This is a genomic window from Rhizobium sp. NZLR1, from assembly GCF_017357385.1.
Classification (GTDB): Bacteria; Pseudomonadota; Alphaproteobacteria; order Rhizobiales; family Rhizobiaceae; genus Rhizobium.
Genome location: NZ_CP071633.1, coordinates 135,071 through 149,169 on the forward strand (window position 1 = coordinate 135,071; position 14,099 = coordinate 149,169).

Sequence of the window (14,099 nt, forward strand, 5' to 3'; positions counted from 1 at the left end):
GCGGTCCGCGGAGCCCCGACTGTAAGTTTTACCCAAGTTTACACTCCCTTTACGGCCGTTAACGCTGACGTCTCTACAAGGTGAACCCACGATCCCGGTTCAAAAGATTCGCCAATGACTTTTCGCCTTCGACTATCCGAAATGCCCGCGCAGGCGGCGGCCTGTGCCGTCGTCTTCGCCTTGCTCCCCTCCTGCGCGAGCGTGCCCCTGCAGCAAGGCACCTCGCTTGGTTCCTATGCGGGAATGGCAGTGTCGGGCGGCTCGCTGACCAAGGCAAAATTGCGGGTGAATTCGCCAGCGGTGCTTGCCGCGCAAACCGTGCGCATCGTTCCGACGACGGTGGAGAATGCCGGCGGCGGTTCCTTTGATGCCAAGGACCTGGCACTCCTGACCAACGCCGTCGACCGGGCGCTGTGCATGGGCCTCAGCGATCGCTTCAATGTCGTGGGTCAAAACCAGCCGGCAGATCTCGTCGTCCATGCGACCGTCACCGACATCGTCGCGACGAACCGCGCGGTTGCCGCGACCTCCACCGTCGCGACGCTCGGCGCTTCGGTGGCATTCGTTCCGCTCCCGAGGATCCCGATCGGTCTCGGCGGCTTGTCGGCGGAAGCCGAAGTGGTCGGCCAGGACGGTTCGCAGCAGGCAGCGATGATCTGGTCGCGCGGCGCGAACATGCTGACGACGAAGGCACGGATATCCTCGGTCGGGGATGCCTATTCCCTGTCATCCGCATTCGGCGCCGATTTCAGCCGCATGCTGGTCAAGGGTCAGGATCCGTTCAAGACAACGTCGTCCGTCCGGCTGATGCAAAAGATCAGGGCGTCATTCGGCAGCGATCCGAAAGACGCCGCCTGCAGGGCGTTCGGACCCGCGCCCGGTATCAAGGGAGCGGTCGCCGGCCAACTCGGTCTGCCGCCGGGCTGGAGCGACAAGGGCGCGGCGGCCTCTCGATAGCAGCCAGCCGGCAGTCGTCAATCACACGGCGCGCGGCGGCTGCGACACTTCGGAAACCAGCAGAAGGACATCGACATGAAGACATATCTACGGCTTGCAGGGGCAGTGATCGCAGCTCTTGCGGCGAGCCCGGCACTCTCCGCGCAGGAACAGTTCCTGCCGTCTGAGAGGGCGGCCCAAATCCTCGCCGATGGAGCGCCCTGGTCGGCGCTTGCGCCGGATGGCAAGACTCTCAAATTCACCCTGAACAAAGACGGCACCGGAAGCATTCGCGGCCCGTTGCCATTTACGCTCTCCGTCACCTGGACGGTCAAGGACGACGCGATGTGCATATCCGGCAAGATGGGCACGCGATGCCTTCGGTTCCGCTCGGTTCCCGGCGGGCTTCAGGGGTGGGACGGTGACAAACCGGACTTGAAGTTCAGCCGTTGACGGCAGGGTGTGCCTTCAACGGCACGGTAACGAAGCTCAGCAAACAAGGATTACGCCTTCGAACGGCGTGGGTATGAGGACACTGATGAAATATTTACGGACGTCCGCCACGGTCTTGCTGCTTCTGGCAGTGCAATCGGCTGCCCTGGCACAGGTTCCGCCGCCCATTCCATTGATTTTGGGTCCTCCTGGGCCGCCGCCTTTTATCATGCCGCCACCCGCTCCGCCGGCTCCCCCGCCATCGCAGGAATATTCGATCCGATATGACGGAAGACATTATGACTGGTGCGCGCGCCGGTATCGGTCGTATTCGGCCTATGACAATAGTTTTCAACCCTATGGGGGGCCGCGCAGACAATGCTACTCCCCCTACAATTGAGCTGGTACGGGTTCTCGCTCCATTGCAGCGGTAGCCCTATCGCCCTGATATCTCCAGAATGCGGAGCGCGAGCTTGTGATGCGGCAAATCCAGCATGCGCCCGTCAAGCTGAATCACGCCGGCGCCGGGCCTGGCAGCAAAGGCGGCGGTGACTTTCTCGGCCCAGGCGATCTCTGACGCATCCGGTGTGAAGGCCTGATTGATTGTTTCCACCTGGGTGGGATGGATGGCCATCATGCCGGAAAAACCGTCGCGCCGGGCGCGGCCGACATAGGCTCTGAGACCGCTGAGATCGCGGAAATCGGGATAGACGGTGTCGATCGCCGGAACGGCGGCGGCATGGGCTGCGAACAGCGTCAGCGACCGGGCAAGCTCGTAAGGCGGCGTATAACGGCCATCCGTTCGCCGCGCGGTCGCGGCACCCGTCGCCGCCGACAGATCCTCGGCGCCCCAGGTCAGGCCGCAGAGGCTGGTCGCGACCTCCCGGTAGCTGCCGATCTCGAAGATCGCGGCGGGTGTTTCGGTCGCGATCGGCAGAATAGGGATGGCAGATGCGAGAGAGCTTGCGAGCTTCCGCACGGAAGCGGCGCCCTCGGCCTTCGGCAGCATGATCGCGAAAGGATGAAGGCCGGTCAAAGCGGCAAGGTCGTCCTCAAACGCCGGCGAGGTCAGGGGATTGATGCGGACCAGCAGATTGGTGTCGCCGGCATGGTGCAGGGTGAAGGCGTGCACGCTGTCGCGCGCTTTCGGCTTGTTTGCAGGCGCGACCGAATCCTCCAGATCGAGAATGACGGCATCGGCACCGGAGGCGAGCGCCTTCTCGAAACGCTCCGGCCGGTCGCCGGGCACGAAGATCAGCGAGCGCAGCCTCATGACGGCTTCACCTTCAGCATCACTGTCCGCAGGCACTGGCAGACGATCTCATCGCGCTGGTTAAGCGTGATGTGCCGGAAGGTGACGATGCCGGCATCGGGGCGGGAATTCGAGCGCCGCAGCTCCATCACCTCGGTTTCCACCCGCAGCGTATCGCCGATGAAGACCGGCTTCGGCATCGTCACCTTGTCATAGCCGAGATTGGCGACGAGCGAGCCGAGCGTGGTGTCGCCGACCGAAAGGCCGACGGTGAGTGCGAAGGTGAAGGTGCCGTTGACGACGATCCGGCCGAACTCGGTGCCGGCGGCATAGTCGGCATCGAGATGCAGCGGCTGCGGATTGTGGGAGAGCGTCGAAAACAGCAGGTTGTCGGTCTCGGTGACCGTGCGGCGGATCTCGTGGACGATGCGGTCGCCGACCGTCCATTCGTCGAAATAGCGGCCGGCCATCAGTCCTGCTCCTTGATAACGGTAACGACCAGCTGGTTTTCCGAGACCCGGGCGCCGGTGGAAACCTGCAATTTTCCGACGATTCCATCGAAGGGCGCGCGCAGCGAATGTTCCATCTTCATCGCTTCGACCGTCAGCAGACGGTCCCCCTTGGCGACATGATCGCCCTCGGCGACATCCACCGAAATGACGAGGCCGGGCATCGGCGAAAGGATGGCGCCGTCGCCCACGCCGTGATTTGCCTCGATTTCGCTCGCCAGCGGCAAGCCGATCGACCAGGCATTGCCCGCATCGAAAAGCACCGTCGCCTCGCCCATCTCGACGGCATTTGCTTCGAGGTCGGGGCGCGCACGCCCCCAATGGAGGTGACCGTCGATGCGCACGCGCACGCGGCTGTCGCTCGTCGCAGCGATACGAAAGCCGGTAAGCGCGGACCAGGGATCGCCATCCATGCCCTTCGAAAGTGCCGTGGCTGCCCTGTCGACGACAGTTTCATCCGGCTCGCTCGCCGCAAGGCTTTCGCCGTGACGGTCGAGGAAGCCGGTATCGATCCGTGCGGCGCGAAAATCCGGATCAGTGGTGATGCGGGCAAGCAGGCCGGCATTGGATCTGACCGGCCAGACCTCGATCTCCGCGCAGGCGGCTGCGAGCGTCGAAAGCGCTGCCTCGCGGTTCGGCCCATGCGCAATGATCTTGGCAATCATCGGATCGTAGAAGGCGGTGATCTCATCGCCCTGTTCGACGCCGCTGTCGACGCGAACGGACTTCGGCAGGCGCAGATGTTCGAGCCGGCCGGTGGAAGGCAGGTAGCCGGCGGCGGGATTTTCGGCATAGAGCCGGGCTTCGAAGGCCCAGCCGTTGACGGCGATCTCATCCTGGCTTTTCGGCAATGGCTCGCCGCCTGCGACCTTCAACTGCCAGAGCACCAGATCCTCGCCTGTTATCGCCTCGGTGACGGGGTGTTCCACCTGCAGGCGGGTGTTCATCTCCATGAACCAGATACGGTCGGGATGCAGGCCGGCGGAGGCATCGGCGATGAATTCGATGGTGCCGGCGCCGACATAATTTACTGCCCTTGCAGCCTTTACCGCCGCATCGCAGATCGCCGCCCGGGTGGCGGCATCGAGCCCGGGGGCAGGGGCCTCCTCGATGACCTTCTGATGCCGGCGCTGCAGCGAGCAGTCGCGTTCGAAGAGATGCACGCAATTGCCGAGCTTGTCGGCAAAGACCTGCACCTCGATATGACGCGGATTGGCGATATAGCGCTCGATCAGCACGCGGTCGTCGCCGAAAGAGGCCGCTGCCTCGCGGCGGCAGGAGGCGAGACGTTCGGCGAAATCCTGCGGGCGGTCGACGCGGCGCATGCCCTTGCCGCCGCCGCCGGCCACCGCCTTGATCAGCACGGGATAACCGATCGTTTCCGTTTCGGCCGCCAGTCTTTCGTCGCTCTGGTCCGCTCCCATATAACCGGGCGTTACGGGCACGCCGGCCGCCTGCATCAATTCCTTCGCGGCGTCCTTGAGCCCCATCGCACGGATTGCATCAGGGGGCGCACCGACCCAGAGGATGCCGGCCTTCTCCACCGCTTCGGCAAAGTCGGCATTTTCCGAGAGGAAACCGTAGCCGGGGTGGATCGCCGCGGCGCCGGTTTTTTTCGCGGCATCCAGGATGCGTTCCTGCGAGAGATAGCTTTCGCGGGCCGGCGAGGGGCCGATGGCGATCGCCTCGTCCGCTTCGCTCACGAAGGGCAGGCCGGCATCGGCTTCGGAATAGACGGCGATCGTGCGGATGCCGAGCGGCTTTGCCGTGCGGATGATGCGGCGGGCGATTTCGCCCCTGTTGGCAATGAGAAGGCTTTCCATCATTCCGCACCTCACATCCTGAACAGGCCGAAACGCGGCCCTTTCGGGATCGGCGCGTTCAGGCAGGCGGAAAAGGCAAGGCCCAGCACATCCCGCGTTTGGCGTGGATCGATGATGCCGTCGTCCCAGAGGCGGGCGGTGGCATAATAGGGATTGCCCTCCGCCTCGTAGCCGGCGCGGATCGGCGCCTTGAAGGCTTCCTCTTCTTCGACATGCCAAGTCGCACCGCGCGCCTCCATGGAGTCCCGGCGGATGGTGGCGAGCACAGAGGCCGCCTGTTCGCCGCCCATGACGCTGATGCGGCTGTTCGGCCAGGTAAAGAGGAAACGCGGGCGATAGGCGCGGCCGCACATGCCGTAATTGCCGGCGCCGAAGCTGCCGCCGATGATGACGGTCACTTTCGGCACGGTCGCGGTTGCGACCGCGGTGACCAGCTTTGCCCCATCCTTGGCAATGCCGCCGGCCTCATAGCGGCCGCCGACCATGAAGCCGGAGATATTCTGCAGGAAGAGCAGCGGCACCCGGCGCTGGCAGGCGAGCTCGATGAAATGCGCGCCCTTCAGCGCGCTTTCGGAAAACAGCACGCCGTTATTGGCGATGATCGCCACAGGCATGCCCCAGATGCGGGCGAAGCCGCAGATAAGCGTCGTGCCGTAGAGCGGCTTGAACTCGTGCAGTTCCGAGCCGTCGACAATCCGGCCGATGACCTCGCGCACGTCATAGGGCGAGCGCACGTCATCCGGGATGAGACCGCAGAGGTCCTCGGGATCGAGTTTTGGAGGCTGCGGCTGCTTGAGGTCGATATCGACCGCTTTCACACTGTTGAGGGTGCCGGCGATGTCGCGGACGAGCAGCAGCGCATGTTCATCGTTCTCGGCGACATGATCAACGACGCCGGAGCGGCGGCCATGGGTCTCGGCGCCGCCGAGCTCTTCGGCCGAGATGATCTCGCCGGTCGCGGCTTTGACCAGCGGCGGACCGGCAAGGAAGATCGTGCCTTGGTTGCGCACGATGACCGTTTCGTCGGACATGGCGGGCACATAGGCGCCGCCGGCGGTGCAGCTTCCCATGACGCAGGCGATCTGCGGAATGCCTTCGGCCGACATCTGGGCCTGATTGTAGAAGATCGCGCCGAAATGATCGCGGTCGGGAAAGACCTCGGCTTGATGCGGAAGATTGGCGCCGCCGCTATCGACCAGATAGAGACAGGGCAGCCGGTTCTGCAGGGCGATCTCCTGCGCCCGCAGATGTTTCTTCACCGTCACGGGGTAATAGGCGCCGCCCTTCACCGTCGCATCGTTGGCGACGATCATCACCTCGCGGCCGGAAACGCGGCCGATGCCTGCTATGATGCCGGCGCCCGGCGCCTCGTCGCCATACATGCCGTTGGCCGCCAGCGTGCCGATCTCCAGGAAAGGGCTGCCGGCATCGAGCAAAAGCTGGATGCGATTGCGCGGCAATAGCTTACCCTTGCCGGTATGGCGCTCGCGCGCCGTTTGCGAACCGCCCTCGCGGGCTTTGGCCGAGCGCTCGTGGAGATCGTCGATCAACGCTCTGTTCTTGATGGCATTGGCTTTGAAGCTCTCGCTGTCGCGGTCGATCGCGGTCGAAATCACCGTCATGATGCGATGAGCTCCCGGCCGATCAGGTAGCGGCGAATCTCGTTGGTGCCGGCGCCGATATCGTAGAGCTTTGCATCGCGCAGGAAACGTTCGACCGGCCATTCCTTGGTATATCCGGCGCCGCCGAGCGCCTGGATCGCCTCCAGCGAAACCTTCACGGCATTCTCGCTGGCAAAGAGGATCGCGGCGGCGGCATCGGTGCGTGTCGCCCGGCCGGCGTCGCAGGCGCGGGCGACGGAGTAGACATAGGCGCGCGCCGAATTCAGCGCGACATACATATCGGCGATCTTTGCCTGCATCAGCTGGAAATCGCCGATCGGTTTGCCGAACTGCTTGCGATCGCGCACATAGGGCAGCACGACATCAAGGCAGGCCTGCATGATGCCGAGCGGGCCGCCGGCAAGCACGGCGCGTTCGTAATCGAGGCCGGACATCAGGATCTTCACGCCTTCCCCCTCCCGCCCCATCAGCGCCTCGGCCGGCACCTCGCAATCCTGAAAGACCAGCTCGGCCGTGTCGCTGCCGCGCATGCCGAGCTTGGAGAGCTTTTTCGAGACGCTGAAGCCAGGCAGGCCTTTTTCGATGATGAAGGCGGAAATGCCTTTCGGGCCGGCGGCCGGATCGGTCTTGGCATAGACGACAAGCACGTCGGCATGCGGCGCATTGGTGATCCAGAACTTGGTGCCGCTCAGGATGTAGCGGTCGCCCTTTTGGTCGGCCCGCAGCCGCATGGAGACGACATCGGAACCGGCGCCGGCCTCGGACATGGCAAGCGCGCCGACATGTTCGCCGGAGATCAGCTTCGGCAGATGGCGGCGTTTCTGCTCCGTCGAGGCCCAGCGGCGGATCTGATTGACGCAGAGATTGGAATGGGCGCCGTAACTCAAGCCGATGGAAGCGGAGGCGCGGGAAACCTCCTCCATGGCGACGACATGCTCGAGGTAACCGAGACCGGCCCCGCCGAATTCTTCCTCGACGGTGATCCCATGCAGGCCGAGCGCCCCCATCCGAGGCCAGAGCTGGCGCGGAAACGTATTGTTTTCGTCGATCTCCGCGGCCATCGGAGCAATATGATCGGCGGCAAACCGCGCCGTCGTTTCACGGATCGCGTCCGCGGTGTCGCCGAGCGAAAAATCAAACATGGCAGTCCTCCCGCTGAAATATGTAGCGCGGGTTGCGGAAGGTTCAAAGTGTCTCTGATTTGGATGCGGGTGACGGCCTCCGTATCGAAGTTGTGCCGTTTTCTTGAAAATATGGGAAATATGGAATATATGGAAACAAAGCCGGAGATTATCATGCGACAGTTCACGACAGGGGATCTCAACAAGCAGGTCGGCGACGTCACCGATGCTGCAAGCCGGGAGCCGATCGTTCTCACTCGACATAACAAGCCGCGTTTCGTGCTGATGAGCTATGAACATTACGAGCGCATGCGCAGCGGCAAGGACCCACGTCGTGCTCATCACCTCTCGGAGATGCCGGACGAACATGCCGAGTTATTCGGCGAGGCGATCGAGCGGCTGGCGAAGGGTGACGGTTACGACGATGAGCCATGAGTTTCGCCCCGGGGAAGTGATATACTATCCCTATCTCTGGGCATGGCAGCAGCAGCGGGGCGAGACCGAAGGGCGTAAACAACGACCAGTTTGTGTCGTTGTCGCAATCCGCAGCGCAGGCGATGGAAATACGCATCTTGTGCTTCTGGCAATCACAACGCAGCCGCCGCAGGCGGAGCGGATCGCCCTGGAAATTCCCGATATCGAATGCCGGCGTGCCGGCATTGGTGATCTCAAACAGAGTTGGATCGTCGTAGACGAATATAACTATGATATCGTCGAACACTCCTGGTACATCGAGCCGCATCAAGAGATTCTTGGTCGCTTCAGCAAATCCTTCGTGATGAAGATTGGCGCGACGTTCGCGAAAGCGCGAACCCAGTCGGGTCGCGTCAAGCGGTTCGACTGACTTAGCTTCGATTTTCCGCTTCTTCCCGCCGGAAAGCCTCGGGGCTCTTGCCCATCCATTTCCGGAAAGCCCGGAAGAAGGCGCTGGGTTCGGAATAACCAAGCTGCACGGCAATCTCACCGATGGTGTTCGATGTGCTCAGCAGAAGGTCGACGGCGAGGTCGCGGCGGATGTCGTCCTTGATGGCGGCATAGCTTTGCCCCTCATCGTGCAGGCGGTGGCGAAGCGTGGAGGGCGGCATGCGCATATCGGCGGCAAGCTTGGCGAAGCTCGACCAGGCATTGGGCGTTGCCAGGTTCAAGCGCCGGCGGACGGCGGCGGCGATGCCGGCATCGTAACGATAACGCACCAGAATATTGGCGGGCGCGCCGCGCAGGAACTGTTTCAGCGCCTGCTCGCTGCGTGAAATCGGCAGGTCGAGCAGGGCGCTGTCGAAGCCGAGCCGGCTGATGGCTTGAGAAAACCGCACCGGTGCTCCGAAGAAGAGCTGGTAGTCGGCGCCTTGGCGGGGCTCGGCGCAGCGGAAATCGACAAGGCGGATCGGGATGCGCCGGCCGACCAGCCAGCAAATGATGCCGTGCAGGATGATCCAGTAGGTGCGGTAGGCGAAGGCCGAACGCGGCGCGCCGGCATCGCTGAGCTCGACCTCAGCCATGCCGTCGCGGACGACGAGCCGTCCCCGGGGATCGTCGAGCACGACATCGAGGAAGCGCAGCGCCCGGCGGAGCGCGTGACCGAGTGTCGGCGCATGCAGCACGCAATGGCAAAGCAGGGTGAAGCTGCCGCTGCGCATCGGGCGAGCGCCCATGCCGAAGAATTCGTCGTCGAGCTCGGCGGCGATCGCCAGCCAGAGCGCGCCATAGGTCTCCGCCGAAACCGGCTGGTCGATGCCAGGCGGCAGGCTGACGCGGGCAAGGATCGGCGCCGTCGGCTTGCCCAACCGCCGCAGGCTGTCGAGCGCTTCCTCCACGAAACCCGGCGCGATCATGCGTCGCTCGATCTCGGCCATATCAATCCCCACTATGGCAAAACTGGCCGAGATAATGGAGCAGTTCTGTCATCGCTTGCAATAGGTGGAGCGAATAGAATCGCGGCTGCCGGTTGTGCCTGGAGGACGGCGCGGCGGCGGGAGGAATAGGTTCATGCTAATCGCAGGTGCAGGTTTCATCGTGACCGGCGGCGGCTCGGGGCTCGGCGCGGCAACGGTGCGCGCGCTGGTCGAGGCGGGCGGGCGCGTGACGATTGCCGATCTCAATCCGCAGGCGGGCGAGGAAATTACCCGCGAGTTCGGGCGCGATGTCCGCTTCGTCGAGGCGGATGTGACCGATGGCGAGGCGGGAAAAGCAGTGGTTGCCGCGGCGGTCGAGGCCTTCGGCGGCCTGCGCGGCCTGGTGAATTGCGCCGGCGTGGCACCGGCCGAAAAGGTGATCGGCCGCGACGGGCCCCACCGGCTGGAGAGTTTTGCCCGCACCATCGGCATCAATCTCATCGGCACCTTCAACATGATCCGGCTTGCCGCTGCTGCGATCCAGAATGCGGAGCCGGATGCGGAAAGCGAACGCGGCGTCATCGTCAATACGGCCTCGGTTGCCGCCTTTGACGGGCAGATCGGCCAGGCGGCCTATGCCGCCTCCAAGGGCGGCGTGGCGGCGATGACCTTGCCGGTCGCCCGCGAGCTTGCCCGTTACGGCATTCGCGTCGTTTCGATCGCGCCCGGGATTTTCGAGACGCCGATGATGGCTGATATGCCGGCCGAGGTTCAGGCCGCACTCGGCAAGAGCGTGCCCTTTCCGCCGCGGCTCGGCCGGCCGGCGGAATTTGCCGGGCTGGTGCGCCATGTCTTTGAAAACAACATGCTGAACGGCGAGGTCATCCGCCTCGACGGCGCATTGCGAATGGGTGCGCGGTGAGCGGCGCCCGAGGAGGAAAGATGGCATTGCAGGACCCCATCGTCATCGTCGGGGCGGCGCGCACCCCGATCGGCAGCTTTCAGGGAGAGCTGAAGGAGGCGACAGCACCCGAACTCGGAGCAGTGGCGATCCTCGCAGCGCTTGAGCGCAGCCGCGTCGAGGCCGAGGCGATCGAGGAGGTCATCTTCGGCTGCGTGCTGTCGGCCGGGCAGGGGCAGGCGCCCGCCCGCCAGGCGGCCGTCCATGCCGGCCTGCCGTTTGCGACAGCGGCCAGCACCGTCAACAAGATGTGCGGTTCGGGCATGAAGGCGGTGATGATGGCGCATGACCTGATCGCCGCCGGCAGTGCTTCGGTGGCGGTCGCAGGCGGCATGGAAAGCATGACGAATGCGCCCTATCTCCTTGACAGGGCCCGTGCCGGCTACAGGCTTGGCCATGGGCGGGTCGTGGATCACATGTTCCTCGACGGGCTGGAGGATGCTTATGACAAGGGGCGCTTGATGGGCAGCTTCGCGGAGGATTGCGCCGAGGCCTATCAGTTTACGCGCGAGGCGCAGGACAACTACGCCATCGCCTCTCTGACGCGGGCGCAGAAGGCGATTGCGGAGCGCTGTTTCGAAAGCGAGATCGTGGCGGTCACGGTGAAATCGGGCAAAGCCGAGCAGGTGGCGAGCCGCGACGAACAGCCCGGCAAGGCCAGGCTCGACAAGATCCCGACGCTGAAGCCCGCCTTTCGCGAAGGTGGCACGGTGACCGCCGCCAATTCCAGCTCGATCTCCGATGGCGCCGCGGCCCTCGTGTTGATGCGCCGCTCCGAGGCGGAGCATCGCGGCCTCCAACCGCTCGCCACCATTCTCGGCCATGCCACGCATTCGCAGGCGCCCAATCTATTCGCCACTGCGCCGATCGGCGCGCTGCAGAAACTGTCCGACCGCACCGGCGTGGCGCTCTCGGACGTCGATCTCTTCGAAATCAACGAGGCTTTCGCCGTCGTCGCGATGGCGGCGATGCGCGATCTCGACCTGCCGCATGAAAAAGTGAATGTGCATGGAGGCGCCTGCGCCCTCGGTCATCCGATCGGCGCGTCGGGAGCCCGGATTCTGGTGACGCTGCTTTCGGCATTGGAGCGCTACGACCTGAAGCGCGGCATGGCCGCGCTCTGCATCGGCGGCGGCGAGGCGACGGCCGTCGCCATCGAGCGGCACGAGGCGAGAGGTTGAACAGATGATTCTTTCCGATCTTCAGCAGCAGATCTCAGATCTCGCCCGCGATTTTGCCCGCGACCGGCTGGCGCCGGGGGCGGCCAAGCGTGACCGGGAGCATCTCTTCCCGCGCGAGGAACTGAAGGAGATGGGTGAGCTCGGGCTGCTCGGCATGCTGGTGCCGGAGGCCTATGGCGGCTCGGATACCGGTGTCGTCGCCTATGCCGCAGCACTGGAGGAGATTGCCGCGGGCGACGGACCCTGCTCGACGATCATGAGCGTGCATAGCTCCGTCGGCTGCGTGCCGATCCTGAAATTCGGCACCGAGGCGCAGCGGCAGCGCTTCCTGCCGAAACTTGCCAGCGGCGAATGGATCGGCGGCTTTGCGCTGACCGAGTCGCAAGCCGGTTCCGATGCCTCGAATCTCAAGACCCGGGCGCGGCGAGACGGCGACCATTACGTGATCGACGGCGCCAAGCAATTCATCACCTCGGGAAAGAACGGCAATGTCATCATCGTCTTCGCCGTCACCGATCCCGACGCCGGCAAGAAGGGCATTAGCGCCTTCATCGTGCCGACGGACACGCCGGGTTACGAGGTGATCCGCGTCGAGGAAAAGCTAGGCCTGCATTCCACCGATACCTGTCAGATCGCCTTCAACGCTATGCGCATTCCTGTTGACTTGAGGCTCGGTGCGGAAGGCGAAGGCTACCGCATCGCGCTCGCCAATCTCGAGGGCGGGCGGATCGGTATCGCAGCGCAGGCGGTCGGCATGGCCCGGGCGGCTTTCGAGGCGGCGCGCGATTACGCCAAGGAACGCACGGCCTTCGGTAAGCCGATTTTCGAGCACCAGGCCGTCGCCTTCCGCCTGGCCGATATGGCGGTCCGCATCGAGGCGGCGCGCCAGCTCGTCTTTCATGCCGCATCCCTCAGGGAGGCGGAACTGCCCTGCCTGTCGGAGGCCTCGATGGCGAAGCTCTTTGCCTCCGAGATGGCCGAGCGCGTCTGCTCCGACGCCATCCAGATCCATGGCGGTTATGGCTACATGGCCGATTATCCGGTCGAGCGCATCTACCGCGATGTGCGCATCTGCCAGATCTATGAGGGAACGAGCGACGTGCAGCGCATGGTGATCGCCCGCAATTTATAAGAACCATATACGGTACTGCTTCCGGGGAGGGACGCATGGCCGGCAAAGGGAGGAAAGAAAGAATATGGTGGATTCCGCTCGTTTGAGCCTGCACGTCCCCGAACCCGCCGTCCGCCCGGGTGGCCAGCCCGATTTTTCCAACGTCAAGATTGCCAAGGCCGGTTCGGTGCCGCGGCCGGAGGTGGATGTCGCATCCGAGGATATCCGCGATCTTGCCTATTCGATCATCCGCGTGCTGAACCGCGATGGCGAGGCGGTCGGTCCCTGGGCCGGGTCGCTCTCCGATGAGGAACTGCTGACCGGGCTTCGCAATATGATGAAGCTGCGTGCCTTCGACGCCCGCATGCTGATGGCGCAGCGCCAGGGCAAGACCTCCTTCTACATGCAGCATCTCGGCGAAGAGGCCGTCGGCTGCGCCTTCCGCAAGGCGCTGGAGAAGGGAGACATGAATTTCCCGACCTATCGCCAGGCGGGCCTCTTGATTGCCGACGACTACCCGATGGTCGAGATGATGAACCAGATCTACTCGAACGAGAGCGATCCCTTACGCGGCCGGCAACTGCCGATCATGTATTCCTCCAAGGAGCACGGCTTCTTCACCATCTCCGGCAATCTCGCCACCCAATATGTGCAGGCTGTGGGATGGGCGATGGCTTCGGCGATCAAGAACGACAGCCGCATTGCCGCGGCCTGGATCGGCGACGGCTCGACGGCGGAATCGGATTTCCATTCGGCGCTGGTCTTCGCCTCGACCTACAAGGCGCCCGTCATCCTCAACATCGTCAACAATCAGTGGGCGATTTCCACTTTTCAGGGCATCGCCCGCGGCGGCTCCGGCACCTTTGCCGCCCGTGGCCTTGGCTTCGGCATTCCGGCGCTGCGGGTCGACGGAAACGACTATCTCGCCGTCCATGCCGTCGCCCGCTGGGCGGCTGAGCGGGCGCGGCGCAATCTCGGCCCGACGCTGATCGAATATGTGACCTACCGCGTCGGCGCACATTCGACCTCCGACGATCCGAGCGCCTATCGGCCCAAGACGGAATCGGAGGTCTGGCCGCTCGGCGATCCTGTGCTGCGGCTGAAGAAACATCTGATCGTCAAGGGCGCATGGTCGGAGGAGCGGCATGTGCAGGCGGAAGCCGAAATCATGGACGAGGTGATAGAGGCGCAACGCCAGGCAGAGGCGCATGGCACGCTGCATGCCGGCGGCAGGCCTTCGGTGCGCGATATTTTCGAGGGCGTCTATGCCGAGATGCCGGCCCATATCCGCCGCCAGCGGCAGAAGGCGGGGTACTGAC

At 63.9% G+C, this 14,099-nt stretch carries 14 protein-coding genes and 1 pseudogene; 9 read left to right on the forward strand and 6 right to left on the reverse strand.

Annotation, left to right across the window (positions count from 1 at the left end):
* The first annotated feature begins 114 nt into the window (after window positions 1–114).
* The 3 genes and pseudogenes from J3O30_RS23010 to J3O30_RS33295 form a co-directional block, all read left to right on the forward strand.
* On the forward strand, window positions 115–957 hold the full coding sequence (locus J3O30_RS23010) for a DUF3313 domain-containing protein (protein ID WP_207584888.1): 843 nt from the start codon (window positions 115–117) through the stop codon (window positions 955–957).
* Between the two features lie 75 nt (window positions 958–1,032).
* Window positions 1,033–1,389: a hypothetical protein gene (locus J3O30_RS23015; RefSeq protein WP_207584889.1), complete on the forward strand. Its 357-nt coding sequence runs from the start codon at window positions 1,033–1,035 to the stop codon at window positions 1,387–1,389.
* A 283-nt stretch (window positions 1,390–1,672) separates the two neighbouring features.
* Window positions 1,673–1,768 (forward strand): annotated as a pseudogene (locus J3O30_RS33295) (BA14K family protein); the annotation flags it as partial.
* 36 nt (window positions 1,769–1,804) lie between these two features.
* On the opposite strand, the gene J3O30_RS23025 reads toward J3O30_RS33295, so the two are convergent.
* Genes J3O30_RS23025 through J3O30_RS23045 form a run of 5 tightly spaced genes read right to left on the reverse strand, consistent with a single transcriptional unit; the run spans window position 1,805 to window position 7,716 of the window.
* The gene (locus J3O30_RS23025) at window positions 1,805–2,641 is read right to left on the reverse strand and encodes a CoA ester lyase (protein WP_207584890.1); all 837 of its coding nucleotides are present in this window, start codon (window positions 2,639–2,641) and stop codon (window positions 1,805–1,807) included.
* The gene (locus tag J3O30_RS23030) at window positions 2,638–3,090 is read right to left on the reverse strand and encodes a MaoC family dehydratase (protein ID WP_207584891.1); all 453 of its coding nucleotides are present in this window, start codon (window positions 3,088–3,090) and stop codon (window positions 2,638–2,640) included. Before J3O30_RS23030 ends, J3O30_RS23025 begins: the two co-directional genes overlap by 4 nt.
* Window positions 3,090–4,955: an acetyl/propionyl/methylcrotonyl-CoA carboxylase subunit alpha gene (locus tag J3O30_RS23035; RefSeq protein ID WP_207584892.1), complete on the reverse strand. Its 1,866-nt coding sequence runs from the start codon at window positions 4,953–4,955 to the stop codon at window positions 3,090–3,092. Before J3O30_RS23035 ends, J3O30_RS23030 begins: the two co-directional genes overlap by 1 nt.
* A gap of 8 nt (window positions 4,956–4,963) precedes the next feature.
* Window positions 4,964–6,574 (reverse strand): carboxyl transferase domain-containing protein, encoded by a 1,611-nt coding sequence (locus J3O30_RS23040; protein ID WP_207584893.1) that lies wholly within the window; start codon window positions 6,572–6,574, stop codon window positions 4,964–4,966.
* Window positions 6,571–7,716, reverse strand: a complete 1,146-nt coding sequence (locus tag J3O30_RS23045) for an isovaleryl-CoA dehydrogenase (protein WP_207584894.1) — start codon at window positions 7,714–7,716, stop codon at window positions 6,571–6,573. Before J3O30_RS23045 ends, J3O30_RS23040 begins: the two co-directional genes overlap by 4 nt.
* Window positions 7,717–7,869: 153 nt before the next feature.
* On the opposite strand from J3O30_RS23045, the gene J3O30_RS23050 reads away from it, so the two are divergent.
* Both J3O30_RS23050 and J3O30_RS23055 read left to right on the forward strand, forming a co-directional pair.
* A complete protein-coding gene (locus J3O30_RS23050; RefSeq protein ID WP_207584895.1) occupies window positions 7,870–8,130 on the forward strand; it encodes a type II toxin-antitoxin system prevent-host-death family antitoxin in 261 nt (86 codons plus the stop codon).
* Entirely contained in the window at window positions 8,120–8,539 is a 420-nt protein-coding gene (locus J3O30_RS23055) for a hypothetical protein (RefSeq protein ID WP_207584896.1), read from the forward strand. The genes J3O30_RS23050 and J3O30_RS23055 overlap by 11 nt, the downstream gene beginning before the upstream one ends.
* 1 nt (window position 8,540) lies before the next feature.
* On the opposite strand, the gene J3O30_RS23060 is transcribed toward J3O30_RS23055, so the two are convergent.
* Entirely contained in the window at window positions 8,541–9,548 is a 1,008-nt protein-coding gene (locus J3O30_RS23060; protein ID WP_207584897.1) for an AraC family transcriptional regulator, read from the reverse strand.
* 133 nt (window positions 9,549–9,681) lie between these two features.
* Here J3O30_RS23060 and J3O30_RS23065 point away from each other — a divergent pair, with 133 nt between their 5' ends.
* The 4 genes from J3O30_RS23065 to J3O30_RS23080 all read left to right on the forward strand — a co-directional run bounded on the left by J3O30_RS23065 (window position 9,682) and on the right by J3O30_RS23080 (window position 14,098).
* Window positions 9,682–10,449: an SDR family NAD(P)-dependent oxidoreductase gene (locus J3O30_RS23065; protein ID WP_207584898.1), complete on the forward strand. Its 768-nt coding sequence runs from the start codon at window positions 9,682–9,684 to the stop codon at window positions 10,447–10,449.
* 20 nt (window positions 10,450–10,469) lie between these two features.
* On the forward strand, window positions 10,470–11,669 hold the full coding sequence (locus J3O30_RS23070; RefSeq protein ID WP_207584899.1) for an acetyl-CoA C-acyltransferase: 1,200 nt from the start codon (window positions 10,470–10,472) through the stop codon (window positions 11,667–11,669).
* A 4-nt stretch (window positions 11,670–11,673) separates the two neighbouring features.
* Complete coding sequence (locus J3O30_RS23075; protein ID WP_207584900.1) at window positions 11,674–12,801, forward strand: acyl-CoA dehydrogenase family protein; 1,128 nt, start codon at window positions 11,674–11,676, stop codon at window positions 12,799–12,801.
* 64 nt (window positions 12,802–12,865) lie between these two features.
* On the forward strand, window positions 12,866–14,098 hold the full coding sequence (locus tag J3O30_RS23080; protein ID WP_207584901.1) for a 3-methyl-2-oxobutanoate dehydrogenase (2-methylpropanoyl-transferring) subunit alpha: 1,233 nt from the start codon (window positions 12,866–12,868) through the stop codon (window positions 14,096–14,098).
* Window position 14,099: the final 1 nt, after the last annotated feature.

Excerpts from the sequence above, each read along its gene's own strand:
- J3O30_RS23010 (WP_207584888.1), top strand. The coding sequence starts at position 115 with ATGACTTTTCGCCTTCGACTATCCGAAATGCCCGCGCAGGCGGCGGCC.
- J3O30_RS23015 (WP_207584889.1), top strand. The coding sequence starts at position 1,033 with ATGAAGACATATCTACGGCTTGCAGGGGCAGTGATCGCAGCTCTTGCG.
- J3O30_RS23025 (WP_207584890.1), bottom strand. The coding sequence starts at position 2,641 with ATGAGGCTGCGCTCGCTGATCTTCGTGCCCGGCGACCGGCCGGAGCGT.
- J3O30_RS23030 (WP_207584891.1), bottom strand. The coding sequence starts at position 3,090 with ATGGCCGGCCGCTATTTCGACGAATGGACGGTCGGCGACCGCATCGTC.
- J3O30_RS23035 (WP_207584892.1), bottom strand. The coding sequence starts at position 4,955 with ATGATGGAAAGCCTTCTCATTGCCAACAGGGGCGAAATCGCCCGCCGC.
- J3O30_RS23040 (WP_207584893.1), bottom strand. The coding sequence starts at position 6,574 with ATGACGGTGATTTCGACCGCGATCGACCGCGACAGCGAGAGCTTCAAA.
- J3O30_RS23045 (WP_207584894.1), bottom strand. The coding sequence starts at position 7,716 with ATGTTTGATTTTTCGCTCGGCGACACCGCGGACGCGATCCGTGAAACG.
- J3O30_RS23050 (WP_207584895.1), top strand. The coding sequence starts at position 7,870 with ATGCGACAGTTCACGACAGGGGATCTCAACAAGCAGGTCGGCGACGTC.
- J3O30_RS23055 (WP_207584896.1), top strand. The coding sequence starts at position 8,120 with ATGAGCCATGAGTTTCGCCCCGGGGAAGTGATATACTATCCCTATCTC.
- J3O30_RS23060 (WP_207584897.1), bottom strand. The coding sequence starts at position 9,548 with ATGGCCGAGATCGAGCGACGCATGATCGCGCCGGGTTTCGTGGAGGAA.
- J3O30_RS23065 (WP_207584898.1), top strand. The coding sequence starts at position 9,682 with ATGCTAATCGCAGGTGCAGGTTTCATCGTGACCGGCGGCGGCTCGGGG.
- J3O30_RS23070 (WP_207584899.1), top strand. The coding sequence starts at position 10,470 with ATGGCATTGCAGGACCCCATCGTCATCGTCGGGGCGGCGCGCACCCCG.
- J3O30_RS23075 (WP_207584900.1), top strand. The coding sequence starts at position 11,674 with ATGATTCTTTCCGATCTTCAGCAGCAGATCTCAGATCTCGCCCGCGAT.
- J3O30_RS23080 (WP_207584901.1), top strand. The coding sequence starts at position 12,866 with ATGGTGGATTCCGCTCGTTTGAGCCTGCACGTCCCCGAACCCGCCGTC.